Below are 22,063 nucleotides of genomic sequence, written 5' to 3'. Positions count from 1 at the left end.
GCTTTCCTTCTATACTTACATGATCAAATTTTCATGAAATGAATTGCTCCCACTCTTTTATTATGAAAGACGAGCTTGCAGGAACTGTTTAATTAAAGTGGCACTCGTTTTCAACTCTTCTTCTAATGGGAAATGGCCTGTATTCAATAAATGCACTTCGCAATCATCAAGATCCCTCTGGAATGCCAGAGCACCTTCTGGTCCGAAAAACATGTCATTTTTACCCCATATAGCGAGTGTAGGTGGCTGGTATGTTCTGAAGAATTCCTGCCAGTTTGAATACTGCTTTACGTTGTTTCTATAGTCGTATTGCAAAGCAAGCTGTATCTCGTCATTTCCTGGACGATTCAGAACAAACTGATCCATATTCCAAGCGTCCGGACTAATATGTTCAGGATTACGAGTACCGTTTGTATATTGATATTTTGTAAAGTCTGAAGATAATAGGAATCTTATTTTATTTTTATTTTCCTCAGTAGGATTTTCCCAGTATGTGCGTACAGGATCCCAGGCTGGCATTAACCCTTCTTCATAAGCATTTCCGTTTTGAGTTACAATAGCCTGAATTCGCTCAGGGTGTTGGCATGCCAACCTAAACCCTACTGGGGCACCATAATCATGTATATAAATACTAAATTTCTCTACGTTTAATTGCTCGACAAACTCATTGATGAGGATGGCATAGTTACTAAATGTGTATTCGAATTCATTTATTTCCGGCTGATCGCTATTCCCAAAACCCGGATAATCTGGTGCCAATACATGAAACTCCTCCATTAATTCCGGTATTAAGTTTCGATACATATGAGAAGAGGAAGGAAAACCATGAAGCAATAAAATTGTTGGATTTTCCGGTTGACCAGCTTCTCGATAGAAGATATTTACGCCCTTGATACTAATACTTTTGTGAGTTACTAACATACTACCACCTCATAAGTTTATATTTTCACTTCTAAAAGGGGCAATCGAATGTAGAGCTCCCAATGGAAAAGCCGTTACAAACGATTTTATAACCACTAAAAATACTTTTAGAAGTTATAAACTAAGTTACATTACATTATATAACTTGTCAAAACTATTTTAACGGTTATAATTACAATGAGGTGATGAAATCATGGATAAATCAATATTCACTTTGGGTGGGGCCTTATGGATAAACCTTGTAAATACAACTTACATCTCTAATAAACAAAAGATTGATATCTTAGCTAATGCATCAAGTGCACTTCAATGGCTGAAGGAAAATAATCTATTGCGAGAGTCTGATGAATTACATTTAGAACAAAAAGAATCATTAGATTCATTAATTGTTGAACTTCAATCAATCCGTACTCTTTGTAACATCATATTGTCCGAGATCACCCAAAGAGGAGAGCTTTCGCTCGAAACAACCAATAGAATTAAAAAAATTGTCGAAAATCTGCAAATCAACCCAACCATTAATTCAAAAAATGATAAATTGAAAATGACATTCGAGGGGAAAACAGTTGAAGATCACGTAATGTACAATATTATGGATTCTATGATGAATACTTTCGAAAACACTTCTCTCGAGCGTATTCGAAAGTGTAATCATGAAGAATGTAAACTCTATTTCGTCGATACATCTAAAGCAGGAAAGAGACGTTGGTGTAGCATGGAGCTGTGTGGAAACCGCAAAAAAGCAGCCGAGTTTTATTCGAAGCAAAAGAAATAGGAACCCTAGTATCCTTTTATGATTGACGCTTTATCACTTAAACGGGTACCTGCGGTTTTGCATCGCTATGCCCATATTCAAGACGATTCACCTATTCTTAACAACGTTAAGTAAGTTTCAATGGGTTTGAAAAACTTCTAACGAATCGATAGTAGAAGAGTCAGACACAGCTGATGGAAATTACAGGGAAAGAGGACGTAGAGCTCGTGAGCATCTCGGAGCAACTGGACACAAGGACAGCGATCGGGAAGGCTATGTTTTGGAATGTTTGAGGTCATGTCCGAACTGGAGCGATACATGAATCGTGAGCGAATGGTGACGGGGTTGGCCGCAGCTTGTTCCAGGGGACGACGCGGGGGAAGACCTAAAACATGCTACCGAATGATCGGCAGCATGTTACCTTTCTGTTTAGAGGCAACTAACCTCCTTTACCAATTGTCTAGGGTGTATTAATTGATTTTTAGAATCTTTCATTTCTGATTATTTCATTTTTCCCAAGCAGATGTATTTGAGTAAGTTTCATAATCAAAACGACTAACATAATCAAAGGTCTCACCGGTTTTTCTACTGTAAGCTTCACTTGCCACTTCCAGGAGCTCTTCAGCATCCCACTCTAAGTCAATTTCCGCTGCCTCTTTGACTACCTGATCAAAATAATGTTGACCTTCTATGATCACTGCACAACGTGCATAAAGGAAGGCATCGGGTGAGAGGTATTCTTCTGACTCACCATCAACTCCAGCATGTTCTGGCCTATCCAATAAAAAGAGCTTGTGGCTAAGTGTCTCTTCAAATGCATAGATTGTTTCAACAGGTAATTTTTCCAAATGACAGATTAATGCCTCCATTGGATCCTCTTGATCCATATCAATGAGATCAATTAACGACCAAAAGGTCTTCTCATCTAGCTCTTCAGAATAATTACCTTCCAGCACTGTAGGTTCTTGCTTATAGACAATCTCTGATTCTTTTTGTTTGTCTCTCATAAGGTCACTTGGAAAAAACTGCTTCCATATTCCACTGTACCAATTACTCTTCTTGATCTCATTTTTTCCTTTTAAATCAATTTCCCCGATCAATTTATAATTATCACCAGGCTTCCCATCAATCCAATAGATGGATGGTTCGGGGCGTTTTAAATGTAAATCATAACCATAGTAAAATTGTGACAAGCAAGGATCCTCAATTTCTGGAGGAATTTTACTATAATACGAAGTCGTATAGACCAAATACGAATTTTCAACTACATTCAATACAACGAGGGCAAACCAGTAATGATTAGGAAATTGGGCTGTATATACTTGTCCAGGAACTGGTTTTTTCATCTTATTACTCACTCTTTCACTCTCCTTTACTAACTTATCGAGGTCTAGGTGATTTATTTTTACCTTGCTTTAAGTTAAGACTTTTCATTTTTTATTGCCTATTAACAGATGCCTGTTCCCATTCGCTCCAACCAATCTTCCACAAGAGCATTAAAAATCCCCGGCTGCTCAATCTGCAGGTTATGCCCTGCCTGATCCACTACGACAAATGTACCACGCGGATACTTGTCTTCTAATTCAAGTGCATCCCGATACCCCACCGTCGCATCTTGTTTCCCGAGGAGGAACAAGCTTGGCTTGGCAAAGACCGATTGACCAATTTCAAATGAAAAACCATAACTCTCCTGTACTCTATCCAAAAAGGCATGATCCGCCACCCTAATTCCACTTATGATCTCGTTGTTGTATCTCTCCCACGTCGACTTATTCAGCACCACATTGTTGCTCCTGAAGTCTTCAAGTTCATTCTGGCTCAGTGTGCTGATGAAATTCTCATCAATCTTCAAAACCTCGTGCTCCGGCACGGTCCGATCCTGATGATTGGGCTTAATCACTGGACAGATGAAAGCTGCACCAAGGATGTTATGTTCATCCTTATGGATCAGGCCGTTGGTCAAATAACCACCGTACGATTCGCCAGCAATGACATACTTCTGATCAGGAATGACGGTCTGAATGAACTCATGGACCGCTCCCACCATATCATCTGAACATTTAATCCCGTCATAATCCCTCGTCAAGCCCATGCCTGGAAGGTCTATGTAGATCCGCCTCCACCCATGCCGTTCGTTGAATATAGGTTCCATGCACCCTTTCATTAAACGATGATCAGGTGAATAGCCGTGGATCATGATGATGGGGGTGCCTTGTCCTATTTCTTCATAATAGATGTCTGCTATATTTACAGTACAATAAGTCAGTTGAGTTGCCACTCTTTCTTACACCGAGTACTATTTTGAGATAATCATATATAGAATAGCCATACTTTTTTCCAATATAATAAACTAACTAAACAATGGAGATTAGAATATTTTAAAATCCATTTAAAATTTATTCATAATCTTCAAAATCCGTCTCCCAATCGTTTTGTTTATCAAAATCATATTCAGTCCAATTACTCCAATGGGTATTTCCACTACCTTGTTCAACTAAAGCTATATTTTTTTCGATTATAGCTCGTTCTAATGAAATGAAAAAAGGATTTTCACTTGGTGCCTCACTCTCGACCTCCACATGTTCCCAACATTCGGTGCTGTAAAAAGAAATCCAACCACTCGTTTCATTAATTGTTTTTAATACCTTATCACTAGGCATAAACCAATTGATTGAATCAGGGTAGTGTTCATTTAAAGCTCGTAGCAAATAAGTGTCGATATAACATTGGTCCAGAATTGAAATATTATTTTCTGTATAATCGTTTTCATTTAAGCTGTATAAGGTTACGTCTTCATTTACAGTAATCGTACCTTCAAATAAAGGATTGGACGAATTTTTATTCAGCTCAATATTTTCACAATCCACAAACCCGTAATTCTCTGGGTTGAGATTTGAATAATAATATATCCACGTTTCAGGACCTCCTTTTGAAATCCCCATCTTTTGAAAAGCAATTAGCCAGTTTTGATCTTTTACATATACGTCCAACTTGCATGTAACATAATCAAAGTTTGCATTTTCCAAGAAAATAAAATCGTAGTTATGATAATGTTGATCTAATACATCGGTTAATCTCAACTCGCAACCTCCAATTGTGAATGATTTTTCAGTCATGAATTACCTCTTTTTTTCTTTCTTATTATTCAAGAAACCATTCGTCCCTGTTTAGCAGAGCACCGTTTGCAATGACGGGATAATCTTCGGGGATCTCCTGCACTATATAGTTGGTTAGCTGGTTGATGGTCGCAAAATTCCTTATACCGAAACATTTTAATGATATGAATTTCGATTCGTAAAATCAGAATACGAATGTGAATAATGTTTCTTATCATCGAAAGCTGCATAATCAAGTCTTTCAAGAGGCGTTAAATTTCCATCTTCTACTTCGGTCTTAACAAAAGCAAAATGGGATAGTGACGGCATATCAGATATGAATTGTATACTAGGTATTTTTCCGCACCCTTCCAACATAATTTTCTTCAAGGTTTTCATTTTACTTAATGAGTCCATGTTGAGAAATTTCTTACAGTTTTCAATACTAATCTCTTCAAGTGTTAGACTAGATAATTCATCTAAATTCAAAGCTGTTCTACAATAATTCAATTCCAAACGCTTAAGATTCCCTAGAGAGGTACAACCTTCAAAAGAAGTAATATTGGATAGAGTTATTATTAATGATGTTAAGTCCAACATTTCTTCCAATTCAATTAAATTTTTATTTTTGGGTCTGTAATTATAAAGCATTAATTCCTTTAGTCTAGTTCTAGATGATAACCCTTTCATTTTACTATTCCACTCTATATCCAAATCTACCAAATCAGGGAAACGCGTTAAATCAAGTGAGATTCCAGGAACATGAATACTTATTTTTTTCAGGGATTTTATATCATATAAACCTTCAATATCAGTGATGTAGCTACTGGAAACATAAATTTCCTCCACCCCTGGACACTCTCTTAAAAAATCTAAATTATCCATTTTAAAATAATAGTCGGTGATCTGGAGCTTTTTTTCATCGTTCTCTTTAATATATTCTAAGTGATAAGATAAGTTATTATCCTCAACAATAATTCGGCCATCATGTATTTTTCTTAAGCGCTTAATTGGCATTCCCCTCAAACCTCCTTTAATTAATAGCAGGAGAATAAGAACTCGCTCCTTTGTATTAGAAATGAGACAATCGTGCATCCTCTATTTCAGGAGGGACCAAATCATAATACGCTGTTGTATAGACCAAATAAGAATTTCCAACGACACTAATTACTCCAAGGGCGCACCAATATTTATTGGGTAATTCAGCTGCATATATCTGCCCTGGCATGGGTTTGTTTTTCTTTTTACTCACTCTTTCACCCTCCATTAATCACTTATCGAGATCTAGGTAATTTATGTTTACCTTGCTTTAAGTCAAGTCTTTTCATTTTTTATTGCCTATTAACAGATGCCTGTTCCCATTCGCTCCAACCATTCTTCCACTAAAGCATTAAAAATCCCCGGCTGCTCAATCTGCAAGTTATGCCCTGCCTGGTCCACTACGGCAAATGTTCCACGTGGAAATGCCCCTTGTAATTCTAGAGCATCTTTATACCCCACCGTCGCGTCTTGTTTCCCGAGGAGGAACAAACTTGGTTTGGCAAAGACCGATTGACCGACCTCAAATGAAAAACCATAATTCTCCTGGACCTTATCCAAAAAGGCATGATCGGCCATCTGAATTCCACTTATGATCTCGTTGTTGTATCTCTCCCACGTCGACTTATTCAGCACTACATTGTTGCACCTGAAGTCTTCAAGTTCATTCTGGCTCAGTGTGCTGATGAAATTCTCATCAATCTTCAAAACCTCGTGCTCCGGCACGGTCCGATCCTGATGATGGGGCTTTATCACTGGACAGATGAAAGCTGCACCAAGGATGTTATGTTCATCCTTATGGATCAGGCCGTTGGTCAAATAACCACCGTACGATTCGCCCGCTATAGCGTACTTTTGATCAGGAATGACCGTCTGAATGAACTCATGGACCGCTTCCAACATATCATCGGAACTTTTAATCCCGTCATAGTTATCCGTCGAGCCCATTCCTGGAAGGTCTATGTAGATCCGCCTCCACCCATCCCGTTTGTCGAATACCGGCTCCATGCACCCTTTCATTAAACGATGATCAGGTGAATAGCCGTGGATCATGATGATGGGCGTGCCTTCTCCTATTTCTTCATAATAGATGTCTGCTTTGCGTACTTTACAATAAGGCATGTGATCGTCTCCTTTTCTAAGTCTATCAATCTGTTATCACCTATTATATCGTGTGTAGGCACGAAACGATGAAGTGGGAAACCCTTAAGGCAACAGGTCAGCAGGGATCTCCCTCCCTGATTCACGCATCGTGTAAAAGTGAACAGACAGGCTTTCTACCTCTACATCTTCCACTCTTTCTAATTGATCATCCTTGATAGGTAGAAAGGCGATTCCTTTTCCCTCGGAGATGAATTCCTGAATCAGTGAGAAAGAATCCAAAGGATGAAGTTGCTCCATAGGGATGTGATTCTCCTCCATAAAGTCAATCGTACGCTTCCTGAAGGGGCACTGTTGGTCCTGACTGACAAAGAAATATTCTTTCGAAAAATCCATGACCGTCTTACCCTTCGCTTTCTGTAATCCCATTGAAATCGTATGGCTCCCCACTTGTTGGAAATCTGAATCGGCATACGTTCCATATGTGATGACCATGTCCACCTTTTGATTCCTTAATAAAGAATGCAGCTGGCTGCTGTTCTCGATCGTCAATTCGTACTTCATGAACGTCCCGCTTATCCGTTTGCTGACATAGCTGGACAGAATCGATGGCGATGTGGCGATGCGGTAAGGAAGGGCGTTGGTCCTTTTGATTTCATGTTTCGCTTCGTCAACCAGGTTCAAGATCCTGTTTGCGTAGCCGACCAGCACATCTCCTGATGGAAGGGTGGTGACGCCCTTATTCGATCGGTTGAGTAGCGGTGTATCCAGTTCTTGTTCCAATCGCTTAATCCGTTCTGTCAGGTGAGGCTGCACATACCCCAAGACGTTCGCGGCCTTACTGATTGATCCTTCTGTTACGACTGTTTTGAATATGATAAGGTCATTGATTTCCATATCGTTCAGCTCTTTTCCTGCTATCAGATTTCATGATGATCAGCATCATCTATACCTATTTTACACCTAATCTCTGCAGGATTATCATGAATCTATTCCATTGAAAGAGAGTGATGAACATGATTGGCATGCAATACAAAGTCATCCTGCCGAAGGATTATGATATGGGGATCATCAGAAACAGAGTCCAAGAGAACGGGATGAAGACGGATGGTTTCAACGGACTCGACTTCAAAGCCTATTTAATCACCGAGGCAGGGAAGAACGGTCAAACCTATAATTCTTACGCACCATTCTATATGTGGAACAACCATGAAGGAATGAACACCTTTCTATTCCATGGTTATTACGACAACATCCTGGACTCCTTCGGCTGGCAGCACATTCAGATCGGTGTTCCCCTGGTACTCGACGTAGACCGGAACTTTTCCAACAGTCAGTACGTTGTAGAATACGCCGGCCGTATTGCCGAGACTGCTTCATTAGCGGGCCACCCCCTTCTTGAGATCGCCGACGTGGAGGGATCCGGAGAATGCTTAGGAAATGTAGTGGTCTATAATCCGGATAAGTGGGGCTACAGTCATTTTCGTTTTTATGAAAAGAAACCGGTTGTTGAGGAGTCAGATCACCTGACCGTGTATGAGATTTTACATATTTCAAGATAATCAAGAAGGGAGACCCGTGACGGATCTCCCTTCCTCCATTATTTTCTCCTCACCGGAATCCAAATCTCACTTCTATACGTCGGTGAAGACATATCCTTGCTTTCATTCCACAAAAGTTCCGGTCCTTCCATCAGTTCGTACCCGGATGACGGGAACCATTCGGAGTATATCCGTCCCCACACGTCTTGAAGTGTTTCAGGAAAGGGACCGACGGATTCGAACACGGCCCATGTCAAAGCCGGTACCTCAAGATCCGCAAACCGGGCTGGGCATCCCTTCGATGTGGCCACCCCGATCATATGATCAAGCTCTCCCTTTTCCTCCATCCGTTCTTCGGAAAAGCGGGCGGATGCACTGATTAGTCCCGTTGGCTCCACATCGGACAGGTCCTTCAATTCCTTGATCATGTCTTCTGTCAAACGCTCCCACATGGCCGCAATCTTCGGGTTCACGCCGTGGAACTGGATGGGGACGCGTTCCTTCAGGCCAACGATGCGAAATGCCCCTTTTTCTTCTATTCGATAGTTCATTTCATTTCCTCCCTTAATGGCTAGTTGGAAGGTCATCGGTGGGTACGCTTTTAGTGAAAGCCCACTCTTCCTGGCTTCTGAAGGCGTGATTCCATGAAGTTGCTGAAAGGCCCTGGCAAATGAATCAGGTGAATGGTACCCATATTTCATCGCCACATCGATCACCTTCACCCGGTCCTCCTTCAGTTCAAACGCAGCAAGAGTCAAGCGCCTCCGACGAATGTACTCTGACAATGTTACGCCTGCCAGGAACGAGAACATCCGCTTGAAGTGATACTCTGAGCATAACGCCCGCTTGGCCACTTCCTTATAATCGATTTCCTGGGCCAGGTTCTCCTCGATATACGTCAGTGCCTGGTTCATTTGTTTTAGCGAATCCATCTTCATGACCTCCTCTTCCTATACATTATCAGGGTCAGCATGCCTTCATCCGACTTTTCATGCACGGTTATGCAGGGTCAGCCCCTCCGTAACGCAAGAGTTTTCTTTAAAATTACATTTATGGATGAATTTATATTTACGAGATAAGATGAACATACGTTACATTGTTCACTCAGTGCGAGAGGAGTCTTGTCCATGTATAAACCGTCCCCTTCCAAACGAATCTTCCTGTTGAGGCTTACCGTAGTGGCCTGTCTGTTCGGCACCGTTTCTGTCCTGTACAGTTTGATTCGATTCTCCACATTCAATACCAACAGTTTCACATTGGCTCTCTGCTCTCTTTATTTATTCTTTCACTATCATCAATCTTCTAGGAACCCTACATCTCCCTGAACAATCCGTCAGATTCCACCCAACCAATCTCATTCCAGAGGTGTCACGCTATGAAACGAGCAACACGAAAGACATTCAGTACATTACCTATAAAACAGCGTACGCTTCCCCAAGGTTAAAAAAGAGGCATCCAACCATCGGATGCCTCTCAATTCTTTTCTATTGATCCAATTCCTTCTCCTCCAACGGAACCTTCTTCCCGATCCCAAACGCAAAGTAACTGATGGTCACCAGCGCGAGGAATACGATCCCCACGATGAGCGACATGCGCGTATCGTCATTGAACCACATGCCGACGAGGACGGCGATCAGGAAGGCAAGGGTCAGATAGTTCGTAACCGGTGCAAACGGCATTTTGAACGGGTGATCGTCGAGTTCTGATCCCTTCATCTTCCGGAAGCGGATCTGGCTGATCAGGATGACGAACCACGGGACCATTCCCGGGAGGACGCTTGAACTGTATACGTACACAAAAAGGTTCTCCGGTGCGATGTAGCTCAGGATGACTCCGATTCCGAGTCCGATCATGACTCCGATCGTCCCGAGTAGTGGTACACCATTACGGGACAGCATTGTGAAGGATTTCGGTGCTTGTCCATTCACCCCGAGTGTGTAGAGCATGCGCCCTGCGCTGTAGATCCCGCTGTTGCAGCCGGACATGGCCGCGGTGATGACAACGAAGTTGATGACACCGGCCGCTGCCGTGATCCCGACTTTGGCGAATGTCGCGACGAACGGGCTTCCGATGGAATTCAGTTCATTCCACGGATACACGGTGACGATGACAAAGATCGCCCCGATATAGAAAATCAGGATCCGCCAGATGATGCTCTGGATCGCTTTCGTCAGGGTGTTCTTCGGATCGCGTGCCTCTCCGGCCGTGATCCCGATCAATTCCACCCCTTGGTAGGCCGCCACCACTAGGGAGAGGGCGAAGAAGAAGCCCGACCATCCTCCGGCGAAGAAGCCGCCGTTTACCCACAGGTTCGAGAGCCCGATGGCGTCTCCCCCGTTTCCGAGACCGAAGAAGATCAGGCCGATCCCGGCGAAAATCATCAGGACGATGGTGATGATTTTAATGAGTGCAAACCAAAATTCGAATTCCCCGAAGGATTTCACGGAAATCAGATTCGCCGCGCCGAGGATGGCCATGGCCACAATCCCCGGTATCCACGCCGGCAGGTCCGGGAACCAGTACTGCATGTACGCCCCACTGCGACGATTTCGGCCATCCCGACGATGACCCACTGGAACCAGTTGCTCCACGCCGTCATGTACCCGGCAAGTGGATGGATATATTTATGCCCGAAGGTCGCGAACGAACCGGTGCTCGGCTCGACGTACAGCATTTCCCCCATGGCACGCATGATGAAGAAGATGAAAATCCCGGCAATCGCATACGCCAGCAGGACAGACGGGCCCGTCCACTGGATCGTACTTGCCGATCCCATAAATAATCCGACGCCAATCGTACCGCCCAAAGCAATCATCTGAATGTGACGTGCTTCCAGGCCTCGATGCAACTCTTTGTTAGCCATGCTGTTCCCCTCTTTTACGATTATTCGCTCTGATGTCGTAGAACGTGAAGCTTAATTGTTTTTCATTATAATATGTTTCCTATGTGAAAACAATTGTGTTTTCAGGAAAAACAATCATCCGTGAGGACTATTGACAAACGAACGTCCATGGAAATATCAGGATTCCTTATTTCAGTATAATTTCTGACTAGATCCTTGTTCATATAATTGAAATGGAAGGCTCCTTTAGTATCCGTCTTTGTCCATACAATCATCCCCCTCCCTACGTCTTAAGCCTTACGTGAAAATAAAGCCGTGGTCCATCAAAAGGAAACGTTTTACACGGTAGAATAAGGGATAGAATCGAGTGTTGAAATGGAGTGAGAACATGAAGAAAATGTGGGCTTTCTGGTGGCTGACCAACCTGTTCTGGGTGATCCTGTTCGGTGTGATCTCGGCGTTCATCTGGCTGCGGGATGTGGACGGGGCAGGGATTGTGCAGTCTCCGGAAGCGAAGTTGGTGGCGTTTCTGATCCTTGCGGCTGCGTTCCTTTTCCCGGCCATCATTCAAGGCGTTTGGCTTGTGGTGAACGTGGTGATGAACCGGAAGAAAACGGTGATATAAGAAAACAGAACTTCCTTCACACAGGGAGTTCTGTTTCATTATGTAAAGAGTCGGTTGCACATAGAACTTTTATTCGTTTGTTTCACTGGTGGAAATAAAAAATCTCCTAAAATAAGGTACCGATCTATGATAAGATGGGGACACATCACAAGAAAGGAGTGCGAAACTCATGACAGACACCGGTTGGACCATCATCCTCAACGCGGTTGCCGCACTTGGTTTTGCCATCAGTCTCTTCTATTACGATCCCTTTTTCTACACACGGATGATGGCATGCCTTTTTGCCGTATCGGAAGTCGTGATCTTGCTGCAGAGGAAACGAATAAAGAAAGGCGTGTATCTTGTCTATTCCATCATCATCCTGGCCATGATGGTCATCGCGAATCAGGTTGATCAGGATCGTATTGATGCCTGGCAGACCATCCTTCTCTTCATCAGTGTGTTTATGCTGTTAAGCACCACCTATCGAACCTTGTACCATGAGCCTCGTACATCGTCCAAGCAGCTGAAGACCTGAACGGTTTTCAGCTGTTTTCATGTTTTCCCTCATGCCGCAGCAGCCACTCTTTCCTCCACACGCCTCCCGCATATCCGGTCATCGTCCCATTTGACCCGATGATACGATGGCACGGGATGACGATGCTGAGCTTGTTCTTCCCGTTGGCACTGCCGACGGCACGGATTGCTTTTTCATTGCCGATCGATACGGCGAGGTCTTTATACGAACCCATTTCTCCGTACGCCAGGTCGAGCAGTCCTTCCCAGACGCGCTTCTGGAAATCGGTCCCCTTCACATGGACGGGAAACGAGAACGTCCGCCGGCTGCCGTTGAAATACTCAGCCAGCTGATCATGACAGTCGATCAGTACGTCAGGCGTATCGTCCTCACGCATATGCACCCTCTCTTCCCTTTCCACAAATAAGATCGACGACACGGCCTCGTTGGTCCCGATGATTTCCAAGATCCCAAGGGGCGTGTCCATATCCAGTTTATACTCCTTCTCCGTACAATGATCGCCAGAGATAAAACGTAGCATAGGCTTCCCACCCTTTCCAATTGATTGCGAGTTCTTCGATTTCCTCGATTGTCGGCTTTCGTTCCAGGCCGAGGGCTTCCTTCAGGGCCAGGTGTAGGCCGACATCGGCGACGGGGAACGCGCTGCTGTCATGGAAGCATTTCATCCGCACATAATCGGCCGTCCATGCCCCGACACCGCGTATGGCAAGCAGATTCTCCCGGATGGCTGATGAATCCAAAAGGAGTAGCGCTTCTTTGGAGAGTTCCCCTCTCTCCATGGCTTTTGCGAGATCGAGGACGTACTCTGCCTTCCTCCTCGTGAACTGAAGCTCACGCAGTTCATCGATGGAGAGGGTGGCCACGCGTTCGCAGGAAGGAAACAGCCAATGATTGCTGTCGTTGAATGTCACACTCTCTCCGTACCGCTCGACAAAGCGTTTTTTAAGCGTATAAGCGAACCTCAGGTTGATCTGCTGACCAAGGATCGCCCATACAAGCGCCTCGAACAGGTCGGGTATGCAGAGGATCCGCATGCCTTCATAGCACTCCGCGAAAGGCTTTAAGACGGGATCTCGTCCAGCCATCTCCATGAACCCGGAAAGGTCCTGTTCAAGATCAAACCATTCCACCATATAATCGGCCACAAGCTCTCGTGCATGTGTGGACGGAGACGTGTTCAGGAACGCGACATTCAAGGCTTCACCGGTGGAAGTGACCCTACAGAGAATCAACTCTCCATCAACTTTCAGAAGCTTGATGACCGCTCCCTCTCCTACCTCGTGAAGCACTTCCTGGTCCGATCTGGCCAAAAACCTCAAGCACTCCTCAAAGCTGAAAGGATGCGGCAGATTGAGTTCAATCGACGATCCACGATTACTCCACTTCATCCAACTGCCCCCTCCGATACTCACTCGGTGAGCATCCCTTCATGCGACTGAACACTTTATAAAAGTTTGACGGACTCTGGAACCCCACTTCATAACAGATCTGAAGATTCGTCAAACCGGTCTCCCGCAGCAGGTTCGCCGCCTTATCGATCCGGACCTTCTCCAGATACGTCCGCGGTGTATGGGAGGTTTCTTCCTTGAACACCCGCTCCAGGTGATAGCTGCTCAGCCCCACCCCGTCAGCGATATCCTGCAGCTTCAACGGCTGCTTGTGGTGGTTGACCAGGAAGGCAATGGTTTCCCGGACGACACCGATATTCGGCGAATGCTCCTCTTCGGGCTTACACCTCTTGCAGGCACGATACCCCGCCTGCTCCGCCTCCGCACGCTCCTGGAAGAACTCCACGTTCACCTTCTTCGGCTTCCTCGACCGGCACGAGGGCCGGCAGTAAATCTTCGTCGTCTTCACTGCCGTAAAGAACAATCCGTCATATGTCCGGTCGCACGCCATGATCTTCTCCCACATCTCTTCAAATGACAGATTCACCACCGTCTCCATCCTGCTTCACCGCTTTCTTTCATTCTCGTTGCTTCTAGTTTACCAATCCTCCGAAGGGCATTTCATCCTCATTCTTGCTGTTATGGTCTGATGGATTATTGGGATAAATTGTTAGAATCATAACTAAACCACGAGCGTGTATGTTTAAATTAGTAAAAACCAGCACTACACACATATACATGACACATAGGGGAGGAATGATGAAAATGGACCTGTTCTTCTACATGCTGATGGGATGCTTGATTGCCGCGGGAAACATTCTCGCCTTTATCACCTTCCGCAAAAAGAAAAGCCTGTATTCCGCTGCGTTGACAGTCCTGCTCATGGCACCCGTGCTTGGCGGTGTCGGGGGGATTACCGCACTGATTGTCATCCGCGATGCCTTTGCCGTCTTTTATGGACTTCAAGTAGCGTACTTCCTGCTCGTGAACAGCGCGATCATCCTTGTCATTGCCGTCATCACGTCTGCCGTCCGAAACTACCGTACTCCTTAAGGAGGGGAATCACATGAAGAAAACCTATTCCATTCTTTCAGGAGCTTTTTCCGTCATGGCCATCTTTCCAATTCTCTCCGGATTGACGAAGTGGGGATTTCCACTGTATGTAGCGGTCCTGGAAGTGAGCCTCTTCTTGCCGTTCACACTGGCACTGGCTGGACTCGTTTTTGCGCTGATGGGACTTAAAGGCAAGTTAAAAATCAGCTTGGTCGTGATGAATGCAGCCGGGCTATCCCTGTCGTTGTTATTGGTATTTGTGGCGCTGTTTGGATTTCAGCAGCCATAAAAGTATACCCTTTAAATGAAAACCCTTCCATTTTACTAACGAACAACCTCCCTCCTTCATGCTACAATGAAACTGTCTTACATCCAAAAGGAGGGATCTACCATGTTCACATCAACCAATGATTTTCTACGTGAATGGAACCAGGAAGCCGCTACCACTCAGAAAGTGTTCGATGCACTCACTGATGCGTCACTGAAACAGGAAGCCGGGCCTGACCTATACACTATCGGTAGCGTGGCTTGGCACGTAACGGGCGCAGCGTATTATTTCCTTGCCCAAGTAGGGGTCACCTTCGAGGCGCCAGACCTCCAAAAGGCTGCGCCGGCATCCGCCAGCGAGATTGCCGAGACATATAAGCTCGTGAGCATGCGTCTCGGCGATGCCGTGTCAAAGCAAGTGTCCGATGAGAAGCTGAACGAACCGATCAGCCTCTTCGGCATGGACATGCCGTTCCAAGGTGTCCTTCGCCTGCTCATCCAGCATCAGGCCCACCACCGCGGCCAACTGACCGTTCTCATGCGCCAGGCCGGACTGCAGGTTCCTGGCGTGTATGGACCGAGTAAGGAAGAGTCGGAAGCGATGCGGGCAGGGAAATAAGTGAAAGAAGACTCGCCTGGTGGCGAGTCTTCTTTTGTCCATTTGACGAGTTTATATAAATAGGCTTCCAACGATCAATCCGGAAGACCTTATGAAAAACGCTTGTTTTTTTCACATTGATTTATGTTTACTTTCCCGCCTTTTCTCTTCTCAAGTTGAAGAAAAGCATCAAGGATACCCTTGTTATACCGATGAGCAGAAGACAAACCGATACCAATAAAGGACCATCCACGGTCATCATCAGCCTTAGTCTAATTCCATTTACAACCCAAACCGTTCGAGCACACTCTGATCGGTTTCTGGCACGTCCATGCCTTCTTTCCAGATCAGCTTGCGGTCATCAGGGGTTCCGAAGTAGATCGCCTCGATTTTCTCTCCACGGATTTCTTCCTGCTCAGAAAGATCGACGAATTCATCAGCGTTTTCAAGGGCACTTGGACGGGAGGCTTCTTCCTTGATCACCTGACGCTTCCCCGTGACATAGAAATCCCCGTTACTGTTCACATCATACTTCAACGTTGAAATCTTGTACCCATCGTCTACATTCAGATGAAAAAAGACCTTCCCATCCGCCTGACTCACTTTACTGATTTCCGCGTTCTCGGTCCCGACATTGACCACATTCCACTGGAACAGCCCTACATAAGCAAGGACGAGGCAGGCTGCAACGGCAGACGTCACAAGCATCCCCTTCCAAAACGACCGCTTCTTCCCCTTCTTCCAAGAGGACGCAATCCCCTTCATCACCCGGTCATCACTATTCCGGTCAACCGTCACCTTCTCCTCCACCGGCAGGCCGGCACGCATCCGCTGAAGCTCATTCCTGCACGCTTCACATTGACTAAGATGTCCCTCCACTAGGGACCGGCTTTCCTCACTGCACACGTCATCATGATATAGGGGCAGCAGGTCTTCGATGACCCGACATGGTACCTCCCTCATACGTCTTCCTCCTCCAAACGATCCTGAATTTTTTGCCGTGCCCGGTAATACGTCACCCTGGCCCAGCTTTCCGTCTTACCGAACAGCCCGCTGATGTCCCGGAAGGAAAGCTCCCCGAAAATCCGCAGGGTGAACACTTCCTTGTACGGATCTTGAAGGGAGTGCAGCACCTGATGGACCCGCATCGCCTCTTCCCGGTTCTCCATGAGCCGCTCCATGACCGCGTCCCCACTGGATTCGACCGCTTCTTCCGGCACCAATCGCTTCTGCTTTGATAAATGGGTAAAGTATGTATTCTTCGCGATCTGGCACAGCCACACACTCATCTTGCACTGCCCCTTAAAGCCATCGATCGCTTTCAGCGCCTTGAAAAAAGTCTCCTGCGTGATCTCTTCGGCCAGCTTCTCATTGCGGCTCATGGATAGGATGAATGCATACACTTCCCTGAAATGCTGATCGTAGATCTTCTCAAATTCTGTCACCCGGCTGCCTCCCTTCTGATGTATGACCTGGTTGGGGTGGATTCGTTACAGAGTTAGATGATTTTTTTGATTTTAATCCAATTATCATCACAATCTACTTAGTATGTAGGGGAGTGGACGCCGTTTCACATGAAATACGACCAAACGATGCCAAAAATAGCCCAGATACATCGTACTCCAACTTTCCTACTCTCCTTTTCTACCGACTTTTTCAAATTTATTATCAACTTTCGAGATTTTACTTCCAACTTTTCGAAATTTATTTCCAACTTTGGATTTTGGAACATTTTCTTCTTCCAACTTCCCCTATTTATTTTCAACTCCAAGCCTTTATCATCAAGTTCAATCTCTTATTACCAACTCTCTCGCATTACTTCCGACTCGCTTCTTTATTAAACCTCACATCCCACCCAAAGTATAGAAGCACCATAATCCCCACGCACAAAAAAAACAGCCCACCCCGTGAGCTGCCTCAACACCCTCTACCTCTTCACCTCATAATGCAATTCCACAAACTGATTGAACGACTGCGTCCCCTTCAGTTTAAGATCCAGTCCGTGGTCACCTTCCCTAAACAGTGGAATCCCATTCCCGATGATCACCGGCGCAACGGTGATGATGAACTCATCCACCAATCCTTCCTGGATGAACGCGTGCAGCAGTTCCCCTCCACCAACGACCCAGATATTCTTGCCGCTTCGCCCTTTTTGTTCCTCTACAAACGACCGGACATCACCATTCCGATAGCTCACATGTTCCGTATCCTCCCAAGAGGAACGGGAGAACACCACACATTCTTTCCCTTCATACGGGAATGCTCCCATCTCCTGATTCATCACCCAATCATACGTCTTCTTTCCCATCACTACTGTATCAACGGTGTCGTAGAAAGCGGAAAACCCATTGTCCCCTTCGCCCTCCACCTGGAAAAGCCACTCCAATGACTCATCCTTCGTCGCAATATATCCATCGAGACTGCATGCGATGAATACAACCACTTTACGATCCTGATGCATTTTATCTTCCTCCTTTTCCTATCAATACATTCAGTATACGATTAAAACATGACATCCTTTGTCATATTAATACTGACTAGTTTAACCAAAGGGGCGGATGGTATGAGAGCGGACCGATTGATGAACATCATGATCCTATTACAGAACCGGGGCAAGATGACGGCGAAGGAACTGGCGGATGAGCTGGAGGTGTCGGAGCGGACGATCCTCCGGGACATGGATGCCCTGACGCATGCGGGGATCCCGGTCGTATCCGAACGCGGCAAGGATGGGGGATGGCGCCTGATGGATCACTTCCGCAACCGCCTGAGCGGATTGACCAGCGCCGACATGACCTCGCTTTTCCTGTCCCCGTCCAAGGAACTCCTTGAAGATCTCGGCCTTCATTACTCCCTCGATACGCGGCAGAAGCTGTTCGGGGCGATCCCTGACACCTACCGGGACGAGGCGCAGGCCATGTGGGAGAAGATCCATATCGATTCCGGCACATGGAAACCTTCCAGTGAGAAAGCCCATGCCCTCGCCGTCGTGAAGCAGGCACTCTGGGAAAATAAAAAATTGTTCATCCGCTACGGACGCACAGTAGGGGACATGAAGGAGCGGATCGTGGAACCACTGGGGCTTGTGGCAAAAGGGGGAACATGGTATCTGGTGGCTACCCGGGACGGAGAAATCCGGAATTATCGGGTCTCCCGGATTGGGCAAGCGAGCCTGGAAGAGGAGACATTCGAGCGGCCCCCTCATTTTCACCTACCGGACTACTGGGAACAATCCAAGACCTCCTTTGTGAAGAATCTCCCCGCCTATGAGGTGGATGTGTGGCTGCACCCTCAGATCGTCGGGAGGATCACCTTCACCGGCAAATTCGTGAAAGTAATGAAGAAAGAGCAACCTACGGACGACGGATGGATTCCCGCCACCCTGCAGTTCAATGATGAACAGGAAGCCATTGAATTCATCCTTGGCTTCTCCGATCAAATCAGGGTTGAATCCCCTCATCTGAAGGAAAAAGTACTGGCGGCAGCACAGGCAGTCATTACGTTTTACCAAAACGAATCCTGATCCTGATTAAAAAGGATCGCCTCTCGCCCGGGCGATCCGTTCATCTATACAGACCAGCAAGCATCGCTCATTTCCTCTGAAAAACAACTCCCATGGCAAAGAAACTGCAAAACATATTGACCACTACAACCCAATTAATTACACTTATAGAAACAATTGTATCAAAAGAAGCACCATGCAGCGGAAAGGGGAAAATATGAAATACATACTGATAATAGCCAGTGCGCTCTTCCTGCTAGTCGGATGCAGCCACAAAGAGGAGGTAAAGAGAGAATCCCTCGGAGAAACCCGCAATCCGCCAGACACTTCCGGTATCTCCCCTGTTTCAACGAACGAGAATCCAGCCACCAAGAGCGAGCACCTTCTTTCCATTTCAAAGGATTCCATCGACCATCTAGCACCTGACTCCTATCATCTTACCCATTCTTCGTGTCCAAAGGGATTAGTCGCACCTTCCTATATTACGGACCAGTCCATCTTCTATGTGCATGACTCAAGCAGCGAGCAGCCGATTGATCAGATCATTGCCTTTTCCCGATCAAGCGAGACATGCGAGGTTCTATATGAAGCAACGGAAGGTATTGATTCTCTCGTCGGAATCGATCAAACGCTGTATTGGACCGAGTATGATACAAGGCGCACGTCCGATGTCAGCTGGACGATCCACGCATTGGACCTTGATACCGGGAAGGTCCAGACGATTCACGAAGGAGAGAGTACAAATGAAAACCCCACGCCTATCCTGACGACCAATGACCAGGCCCTGAACTGGATCCAATACGAAGTGAAGGATGACCGCGTGATTTCCCAGGTGATCAGCTATGATGAGAAAACCGGTGAGAAGAGTACACTCGTAACGACTGAATTAAACGAAACCGGAAGTCCGGACGGAGACTATATCCTGGAGCAGAAAAGGACAGGAAATAGCCTGCTTCTCCATAAAGCCATCTCCAAGGACGGTGAAAGGAGGCTCACCCTGGAACGGGTGGCAGACGATGAGGAGCACACCCTCCTCACAGATGAGGAAATCCTGAGTTTTGATGGAGCGGATGATCGTTTTGCCTATACATCTGACGAGGGATTAACCATTGTAGACAGTGGAAAAGAAGAAACCTACAGGTTCAAGACAACCTCGAGGACCCCGTCGGATGCCGCCGTTTTCGTGAATCCTCACACGGTCGCCTTCAGAGATCGCACAGAAAACGTTTATCTTGCCGATTTGGATACCAGAACGGCCCTTGCATTGAGGCGCGATGGGTTTGGCCACACGGCAACAAAGCCCATATACTTCAACGATACTCTCTGTTTTGCCGTGTTGAAGGAAGAAAGCCCGGGTGAATCCATCACCTTCCATACGTATAAGATGAAGTAAGCTTCAAGAGTCCATTAAGGAGGAATGTCACATGGCGAACACCCTTCCACCCTGGTTTTGGATCGCCTATTATCTATTTTTGGCCGTCACCATCGGGATTGCGATCTACAACGTTTTCAATCAAAAAGAAAAACGATTGTCCCTCCTCACCATTTGGGTGGCCATCACGGTTCCTATTGTTGGTCTCTTGAATAGCATCGGGCGATTTGATGAACTCAATGAGTTTCAACACTTGGTGAACGAACTGCATCAAGGGGCTCTTTGGGCCTGGTATGCCTGCAGTGGCTACTTGTTCCTTGTTGTCTGGTGGATCATGTTGCTTCTGAAGATCATTACGCGTCAAAAAAAGATCGTCACCCGCTGAACCACGTCATGAACGGCCCCATCATCGGGGTCTTTTTTGTGCCTGCCTAGCAGATAATCCCCTCCCAACTGGATATACTACCAGTTAAAGTAAACCTCTTAGCTAAAACGTTCCCTTCCATTGAAATAACGCCACCGAACCGGCTGAATCACCTTCCCCCCGCCCCATCCTCTGTGCTATAGTATTCTGGTATTCAAACGGAACGGAGTGATCACATATGAATTCGACAGCTAAAGAAATCACATTGATTATTATCGGATCCCTGTTCTTCGCGCTTGGGGTGAATCTGTTTGCGATTCCGAATGAGCTTGGCGAGGGAGGCGTGACGGGGATCTCTATGACCCTCTACTATGTATTCGGCTGGTCACCGGGCTACACGAACTTTATCATGAACGGGATTTTGCTGGCCATCGGTTACAAAGTACTGAATAAACGCGTGACATGGTATACGCTGCTGGCGATCTTCTTCACATCGGTGTTCCTGCACTTCACAGAAGGAATGGGACGCTCCCTCGATATCATGCTCGGTACGGTCTTTGCTGGTGTGTTCATCGGGATCGGTCTCGGCCTTGTTCTCCGCTCAGGCGGTACAACGGGCGGGTCCACGATCGTTGCCCGCATGCTCAACCAGAAGTTCGGCTGGGCCGTGAGCACGAGCATGTTCGTGTTCGATATTCTTGTGGTGATCGGATCCGGGTTCGTCATCGGGATCGAGAACACGATGTACACCGGGATTTCGATTTACATCAGTACAAAGATCCTCGATTATCTCATCGACGGTTTCGATACGCGGAAGGCTGTCACAATCATCTCGCCCCTCACCGACGCCATCGCCGAGAAGGTGAGCGCCGAGATGGACCGTGGTGCCACGATCATCAACGCCCGAGGCCACTACTCCCAGGAATCCAAGGATATCCTGTATGTGGTCATCAACAAGCAGGAACTCTTCCTCCTGAAAAAGACGATCCAACAGATCGATGACAAAGCATTCGTCGTCGTCCACGACGTGCGCGATGTATTCGGAGAAGGTTTCACCTTCCCGAAAACATAATGAAAGACGCCTG

27 protein-coding genes and 1 pseudogene are annotated in these 22,063 nt (G+C 46.1%); 12 read left to right on the top strand and 16 right to left on the bottom strand.

Annotation, left to right across the window (positions count from 1 at the left end; genetic code table 11):
• Positions 1-60 precede the first annotated feature (60 nt).
• Positions 61-921: an alpha/beta fold hydrolase gene (locus D5E69_RS04455; protein ID WP_159129276.1), complete on the bottom strand. Its 861-nt coding sequence runs from the start codon at positions 919-921 to the stop codon at positions 61-63.
• Between the two features lie 193 nt (positions 922-1,114).
• On the opposite strand from D5E69_RS04455, the gene D5E69_RS04450 reads away from it, so the two are divergent.
• Positions 1,115-1,696 carry a CGNR zinc finger domain-containing protein gene (locus tag D5E69_RS04450; RefSeq protein ID WP_159129275.1) on the top strand — a complete coding sequence of 194 codons (582 nt, stop codon included), beginning with the start codon at positions 1,115-1,117 and terminating at the stop codon, positions 1,694-1,696.
• Between the two features lie 264 nt (positions 1,697-1,960).
• A complete protein-coding gene (locus tag D5E69_RS24105; protein ID WP_488175778.1) occupies positions 1,961-2,149 on the top strand; it encodes a hypothetical protein in 189 nt (62 codons plus the stop codon).
• 32 nt (positions 2,150-2,181) lie between these two features.
• Here the strand turns inward: D5E69_RS24105 and D5E69_RS04445 are convergent, their stop codons facing one another.
• From D5E69_RS04445 to D5E69_RS04415, 7 genes are all read right to left on the bottom strand, one after another.
• Entirely contained in the window at positions 2,182-3,033 is an 852-nt protein-coding gene (locus D5E69_RS04445) for a DUF4240 domain-containing protein (RefSeq protein ID WP_159129274.1), read from the bottom strand.
• 89 nt (positions 3,034-3,122) lie between these two features.
• On the bottom strand, positions 3,123-3,941 hold the full coding sequence (locus tag D5E69_RS04440) for an alpha/beta fold hydrolase (RefSeq protein ID WP_159130322.1): 819 nt from the start codon (positions 3,939-3,941) through the stop codon (positions 3,123-3,125).
• A 130-nt stretch (positions 3,942-4,071) separates the two neighbouring features.
• The gene (locus D5E69_RS04435) at positions 4,072-4,791 is read right to left on the bottom strand and encodes a DUF7003 family protein (RefSeq protein WP_159129273.1); all 720 of its coding nucleotides are present in this window, start codon (positions 4,789-4,791) and stop codon (positions 4,072-4,074) included.
• Positions 4,792-4,947: 156 nt separating this feature from the next.
• A complete protein-coding gene (locus D5E69_RS04430) occupies positions 4,948-5,787 on the bottom strand; it encodes a leucine-rich repeat domain-containing protein (protein WP_159129272.1) in 840 nt (279 codons plus the stop codon).
• A gap of 55 nt (positions 5,788-5,842) precedes the next feature.
• Positions 5,843-6,022, bottom strand: coding sequence for a hypothetical protein (locus D5E69_RS04425; protein WP_159129271.1), 180 nt, complete (start codon positions 6,020-6,022; stop codon positions 5,843-5,845).
• Between the two features lie 89 nt (positions 6,023-6,111).
• Positions 6,112-6,930 (bottom strand): alpha/beta fold hydrolase, encoded by an 819-nt coding sequence (locus D5E69_RS04420; RefSeq protein WP_159129270.1) that lies wholly within the window; start codon positions 6,928-6,930, stop codon positions 6,112-6,114.
• Between the two features lie 84 nt (positions 6,931-7,014).
• On the bottom strand, positions 7,015-7,806 hold the full coding sequence (locus D5E69_RS04415; RefSeq protein WP_159129269.1) for a LysR family transcriptional regulator: 792 nt from the start codon (positions 7,804-7,806) through the stop codon (positions 7,015-7,017).
• A gap of 119 nt (positions 7,807-7,925) precedes the next feature.
• On the opposite strand from D5E69_RS04415, the gene D5E69_RS04410 reads away from it, so the two are divergent.
• Positions 7,926-8,471, top strand: a complete 546-nt coding sequence (locus D5E69_RS04410) for a DUF4865 family protein (RefSeq protein ID WP_159129268.1) — start codon at positions 7,926-7,928, stop codon at positions 8,469-8,471.
• A 38-nt stretch (positions 8,472-8,509) separates the two neighbouring features.
• On the opposite strand, the gene D5E69_RS04405 is transcribed toward D5E69_RS04410, so the two are convergent.
• Together D5E69_RS04405 and D5E69_RS04400 are read right to left on the bottom strand one after the other, a co-directional pair.
• Positions 8,510-9,382 carry an AraC family transcriptional regulator gene (locus D5E69_RS04405; RefSeq protein ID WP_048013834.1) on the bottom strand — a complete coding sequence of 291 codons (873 nt, stop codon included), beginning with the start codon at positions 9,380-9,382 and terminating at the stop codon, positions 8,510-8,512.
• Positions 9,383-9,934: 552 nt separating this feature from the next.
• Positions 9,935-11,313 (bottom strand): annotated as a pseudogene (locus D5E69_RS04400) (amino acid permease).
• Between the two features lie 367 nt (positions 11,314-11,680).
• Here D5E69_RS04400 and D5E69_RS04395 point away from each other — a divergent pair.
• Together D5E69_RS04395 and D5E69_RS04390 are read left to right on the top strand one after the other, a co-directional pair.
• Positions 11,681-11,917: a DUF3923 family protein gene (locus D5E69_RS04395; RefSeq protein WP_048013836.1), complete on the top strand. Its 237-nt coding sequence runs from the start codon at positions 11,681-11,683 to the stop codon at positions 11,915-11,917.
• A gap of 169 nt (positions 11,918-12,086) precedes the next feature.
• Entirely contained in the window at positions 12,087-12,434 is a 348-nt protein-coding gene (locus D5E69_RS04390; RefSeq protein WP_048013837.1) for a hypothetical protein, read from the top strand.
• A 7-nt stretch (positions 12,435-12,441) separates the two neighbouring features.
• On the opposite strand, the gene D5E69_RS04385 is transcribed toward D5E69_RS04390, so the two are convergent.
• The 3 genes from D5E69_RS04385 to D5E69_RS04375 are packed head-to-tail and all read right to left on the bottom strand — an operon-like array spanning position 12,442 to position 14,381.
• Positions 12,442-12,954, bottom strand: coding sequence for a methylated-DNA--[protein]-cysteine S-methyltransferase (locus D5E69_RS04385; protein ID WP_159129267.1), 513 nt, complete (start codon positions 12,952-12,954; stop codon positions 12,442-12,444).
• Positions 12,908-13,822 (bottom strand): DNA-3-methyladenine glycosylase family protein, encoded by a 915-nt coding sequence (locus D5E69_RS04380; RefSeq protein WP_159129266.1) that lies wholly within the window; start codon positions 13,820-13,822, stop codon positions 12,908-12,910. Before D5E69_RS04380 ends, D5E69_RS04385 begins: the two co-directional genes overlap by 47 nt.
• Positions 13,809-14,381 (bottom strand): bifunctional transcriptional activator/DNA repair enzyme AdaA, encoded by a 573-nt coding sequence (locus tag D5E69_RS04375; RefSeq protein WP_063190982.1) that lies wholly within the window; start codon positions 14,379-14,381, stop codon positions 13,809-13,811. Before D5E69_RS04375 ends, D5E69_RS04380 begins: the two co-directional genes overlap by 14 nt.
• A 179-nt stretch (positions 14,382-14,560) precedes the next feature.
• Between D5E69_RS04375 and D5E69_RS04370 the strand changes: the two genes are divergently transcribed.
• The 3 genes from D5E69_RS04370 to D5E69_RS04360 all read left to right on the top strand — a co-directional run bounded on the left by D5E69_RS04370 (position 14,561) and on the right by D5E69_RS04360 (position 15,761).
• Positions 14,561-14,875 carry a 3-isopropylmalate dehydrogenase gene (locus D5E69_RS04370; protein ID WP_249931555.1) on the top strand — a complete coding sequence of 105 codons (315 nt, stop codon included), beginning with the start codon at positions 14,561-14,563 and terminating at the stop codon, positions 14,873-14,875.
• Between the two features lie 13 nt (positions 14,876-14,888).
• Entirely contained in the window at positions 14,889-15,164 is a 276-nt protein-coding gene (locus D5E69_RS04365; RefSeq protein ID WP_048005519.1) for a hypothetical protein, read from the top strand.
• Between the two features lie 102 nt (positions 15,165-15,266).
• Positions 15,267-15,761, top strand: a complete 495-nt coding sequence (locus D5E69_RS04360; RefSeq protein WP_159129265.1) for a DinB family protein — start codon at positions 15,267-15,269, stop codon at positions 15,759-15,761.
• A gap of 261 nt (positions 15,762-16,022) precedes the next feature.
• Here D5E69_RS04360 and D5E69_RS04355 read toward each other — a convergent pair whose 3' ends face one another.
• The 3 genes from D5E69_RS04355 to D5E69_RS04345 form a co-directional block, all read right to left on the bottom strand.
• Positions 16,023-16,703, bottom strand: a complete 681-nt coding sequence (locus tag D5E69_RS04355; RefSeq protein WP_159129264.1) for a zf-HC2 domain-containing protein — start codon at positions 16,701-16,703, stop codon at positions 16,023-16,025.
• Entirely contained in the window at positions 16,700-17,185 is a 486-nt protein-coding gene (locus D5E69_RS04350; protein ID WP_159129263.1) for an RNA polymerase sigma factor, read from the bottom strand. Before D5E69_RS04350 ends, D5E69_RS04355 begins: the two co-directional genes overlap by 4 nt.
• A 482-nt stretch (positions 17,186-17,667) precedes the next feature.
• Positions 17,668-18,201 (bottom strand): dihydrofolate reductase family protein, encoded by a 534-nt coding sequence (locus D5E69_RS04345; RefSeq protein WP_159129262.1) that lies wholly within the window; start codon positions 18,199-18,201, stop codon positions 17,668-17,670.
• Positions 18,202-18,321: 120 nt separating this feature from the next.
• Here D5E69_RS04345 and D5E69_RS04340 point away from each other — a divergent pair, with 120 nt between their 5' ends.
• The 4 genes from D5E69_RS04340 to D5E69_RS04325 all read left to right on the top strand — a co-directional run bounded on the left by D5E69_RS04340 (position 18,322) and on the right by D5E69_RS04325 (position 22,050).
• Complete coding sequence (locus D5E69_RS04340; RefSeq protein ID WP_231888700.1) at positions 18,322-19,263, top strand: helix-turn-helix transcriptional regulator; 942 nt, start codon at positions 18,322-18,324, stop codon at positions 19,261-19,263.
• A gap of 196 nt (positions 19,264-19,459) precedes the next feature.
• Entirely contained in the window at positions 19,460-20,635 is a 1,176-nt protein-coding gene (locus D5E69_RS04335; RefSeq protein WP_156184502.1) for a hypothetical protein, read from the top strand.
• Between the two features lie 31 nt (positions 20,636-20,666).
• Positions 20,667-20,999: a hypothetical protein gene (locus tag D5E69_RS04330; RefSeq protein ID WP_048005527.1), complete on the top strand. Its 333-nt coding sequence runs from the start codon at positions 20,667-20,669 to the stop codon at positions 20,997-20,999.
• A gap of 217 nt (positions 21,000-21,216) precedes the next feature.
• Positions 21,217-22,050: a YitT family protein gene (locus D5E69_RS04325; protein ID WP_048005528.1), complete on the top strand. Its 834-nt coding sequence runs from the start codon at positions 21,217-21,219 to the stop codon at positions 22,048-22,050.
• The last annotated feature ends 13 nt before the right edge of the window (positions 22,051-22,063 follow it).

This window comes from Rossellomorea marisflavi, from assembly GCF_009806575.1.
Taxonomy (GTDB): Bacteria; Bacillota; Bacilli; order Bacillales; family Bacillaceae_B; genus Rossellomorea; species Rossellomorea marisflavi_A.
Note: the sequence above shows the minus strand (reverse complement) of the source record. Positions and strands in the feature narration are given on the sequence as shown.